The organism is Paenibacillus sp. O199, assembly GCF_001636635.1.
GTDB lineage: Bacteria > Bacillota > Bacilli > Paenibacillales > Paenibacillaceae > Paenibacillus > Paenibacillus marchantiae.
Genome location: NZ_LGRP01000085.1, coordinates 1 through 3203, shown reverse-complemented (window position 1 = coordinate 3203; position 3203 = coordinate 1). Strand labels below are relative to the sequence as shown.

General features: G+C 44.4%; 3 protein-coding genes. 2 read left to right on the top strand and 1 reads right to left on the bottom strand.

Annotated elements, in window-relative coordinates:
* Positions 1–566 precede the first annotated feature (566 nt).
* Positions 567–1091, bottom strand: a complete 525-nt coding sequence (locus A6049_RS32190) for a hypothetical protein (RefSeq protein WP_063568461.1) — start codon at positions 1089–1091, stop codon at positions 567–569.
* A gap of 594 nt (positions 1092–1685) precedes the next feature.
* Here A6049_RS32190 and A6049_RS32185 point away from each other — a divergent pair.
* Both A6049_RS32185 and A6049_RS32180 read left to right on the top strand, forming a co-directional pair.
* Complete coding sequence (locus A6049_RS32185) at positions 1686–1871, top strand: sigma factor G inhibitor Gin (protein WP_024633689.1); 186 nt, start codon at positions 1686–1688, stop codon at positions 1869–1871.
* 343 nt (positions 1872–2214) lie between these two features.
* On the top strand, positions 2215–3203 hold a 989-nt coding region (locus tag A6049_RS32180; RefSeq protein WP_145921983.1), incomplete at its 3' end, for an aminotransferase class I/II-fold pyridoxal phosphate-dependent enzyme.

Here is a 3203-nt window from a genome sequence, read left to right as displayed (position 1 = left end):
GCTTTTTGTATTTATTTTTGTCTGTCATGAATCATATTAGATGAGCAATGGATCGTTCGGAGGTTTTCTTTTGGCGGTGACTTAACCAGGAGCTGTAGAGAGGCAGGCTTACAGCACTCACACAGGAGACATGAGGCATAGATAGCAAAGATAGTAGGTGCCTGTAGAGGCTGGTATCAGTCGTCTATAGAGCAAGTAAACATAGAAGAGGGGGAAGATATCGAAAGGAGGTCGATTATGAGCCTACTACGTACTCAATATCAGAAAAGGTATTCAACAAGCTAGGACGTGGCAGAACGGAAATGGATGTACTGCGTTGGGGATAACCGTTTTAACTATACCCATGCTGTGGATAAGGGAAAAAGAGAGGTGAAATAAATAAAGGTTATCCACTGTGGATAACCTTTAAGGTTTGGAAGCATGACGCAGTAATCAAGGAAGAGTGTCATAGGAGTGGTTGCGTCAGTTTGAATAGAAGGTATGGATGAGCTTTAGCGTTTTATGTATTACTGGTTTCAACTATACAATGCGTTAGGCAAGGTTATAGGTAAAGGATAGAAGAACAATTATTGCAGGTAGTAGGAGACATCTTGTTCATTTAATTTGATAAGCCCGTCCTTACGTTCGCGTGAAAGAACAAGTACAACATATAGACGTGGTACAAGCAGCCACAGATGCCAGAAAATCAACGATAGGGTGAAGGACAAGGGTGACCATATTAAACAGACGGTAATGATACATAGCCCAATCCAGCTCATATTGAGGTGGACCCGGACGAACATGCGGTAGCTGAAATGTTGGTCTGGAATATAGCCGAACCAAGGCATTTTGAGGTTCCAGCGCCAACGACGTGCATAGGAGGTACGGACCAGCAGTAATATGGTTCTGGCAATGACATAATGAATCCATAGTGTGATCGGTCCTGCCAGGATAAAGTAGAAGAGGCCGGTCCAGGAGAATGCTAACAGATTAAACAAAAGCATAATGACAGGCAAAGACAGATAGCTAAAGATTACGCTGCGGGCAATGGCCTTTTTTTTCAGAAGCCGGTATTGATAAAAGGTTGCTTTATTCTCCGGTTCGGCGATCATACGATTACAAATCCTCCTTCTGGGATCACGTTCATTTGTAATAGGTATTCGTTTTCATAAATAAGGAAATGGATGACGCAGAGTTACATATATGAACCTTGTATGGACTCCAGATTGATGTACAAGATATGGAAGTAGATTAATCATATACAAGTATACCTTTGAACGACCTGGCTGTCAGGTTCTGATGGTGATGTATTATATATCGGCTGAAAATCCAAGTTTTTTTAAGATTATAGTATATAAGTTTTTCAAAGCTGTAGGAGGAGTAGGTAATCACATGAGAAATACAATGAAGTGCGGGGATGTTTCTTGTAATGACTGTCCATTCATGCTTTTCATATAATAGAAGAAATTGCAGGTCTGCGAGGTTTTAGCTACGTTATAAGGTAAGGAGAATGGCTAACAAATGCAGGCTGTCTGGCTGAAGTATAGAACGAATGGCATTTTTCTTTTGTTTGTTTTCGGTACAGACACCCATAGAGGGGTAGGCGAATATATATATTTTATAGAAAGAAAGCACTATGAAAAGGTTTAAAATAATAGAAACTGTGCAATACTGATAGTAATACGTTAAACAAGGTGGGATGGTTGATGGAAGGACACGCCGAACACACATGCATTATCTGCGAACAGACCAAAAGAGAAGGCATTTTTATTGTATCTGAATTTATATGTGACGCTTGCGAAGCAGAAATGGTTCATACGGATGCACAGGATGCCAAGTACAATTATTTTATTCATCAAATGAAGCAGATTTGGGTGCAAAAGAACGCATAAAGAGCGTTAAATCATATTAGTGAAACATCACATTGATTTGTATCAATGTGCATAGAGGCCCTAGGGGCCTTTTTCTGTTTCTATCAGGGAAATAAGAAGGGGAAAATGGACATGGAAAGGACCCATGGGGTAACTGGATATGATGCTGCTGCATCGGTGGAAACGGTGGTTTGCACGGGGGCTGGACAATTCCTGATATAATGAAAGAAGAAGTGCTTTACCTACACGTTTTGAATACAGCAGATCGTAGGATAGAAACATGCGTGGAAAGGTCTCTGTTGTTATAGGGAGAGCATTGGTATGAACCGTATCAAAATTTATGAATGTACAGGATGATTATTCAATGGAGCATAAATCAAATACCGCACCTTTATATGAAGCGTTGCTTGCGTATCGTGATTCAGGGCAGCGTTCTTTTCATGTACCTGGGCATAAGAACGGACAAGTCTATCGGGGGTTACTGGAGCAAGCGGACCAGCAGCAGTTAGATGGGGAAGCCGGTGAAATTCACCGTAATGAGGGTGAGGCAAAAGGAAAACAAAGTTTGGGACGGTCAGTAACTGATGGGGAGGATTGCTTCAGACAAGCTGAGGAAGAGAGGTATGGCAATGAAATTTACGGGCTGACGAATCATGTTGGGAATGGAACTGACGCATCTGCAGCAGATGTTGGACCGGTGAGTGCGTTTCTGGAGATGATGCGGCTGGATGTAACGGAAATCTCGGGGACGGACGATTTGCATCATCCAGAAGGGGTTATATTGGAGGCACAGCAGCTGGCAGCGGATTGTTTTGGAGCAGAGGAGAGCTTCTTTCTTGTCGGAGGCAGTACTTCTGGTAATTTGTCTTTGCTGCTGACCGTATGTAATGAACCTAATAGTCTTGTACTGGTACAGCGTAATGTGCACAAGTCCGTCATTCACGGGTTGATGCTGGCAGGCGCAAGGGCTGTATTCCTGGAGCCATGGGTTGATCCAGCGAGTGGACTTGCGGTGATGCCGTCGCTTGAGACGGTGCAGGCCGCTGTCCAAGCATATCCTGAGGCAAAGGGAGTACTTGTGACTTTGCCCAATTATTACGGCATGGGCGCTGATCTGAAGCCCATTGCTGAGGTGTGCCATGAGGCAGGCATGCCGCTGCTCGTGGATGAAGCGCATGGCGCGCATTATGGGCAGCATCCGGAGCTGCCAGCCTCTGCGCTGTCCTGCGGAGCAGACGGTGTGGTGCAGTCGACCCACAAGATGCTGTCTGCTTTCACCATGGGAGCCATGCTACACGTTCAGGGACCACGGTTAAACCGGTCCCTGCTGCGTCAGCGTCTGGCTATGGTGCA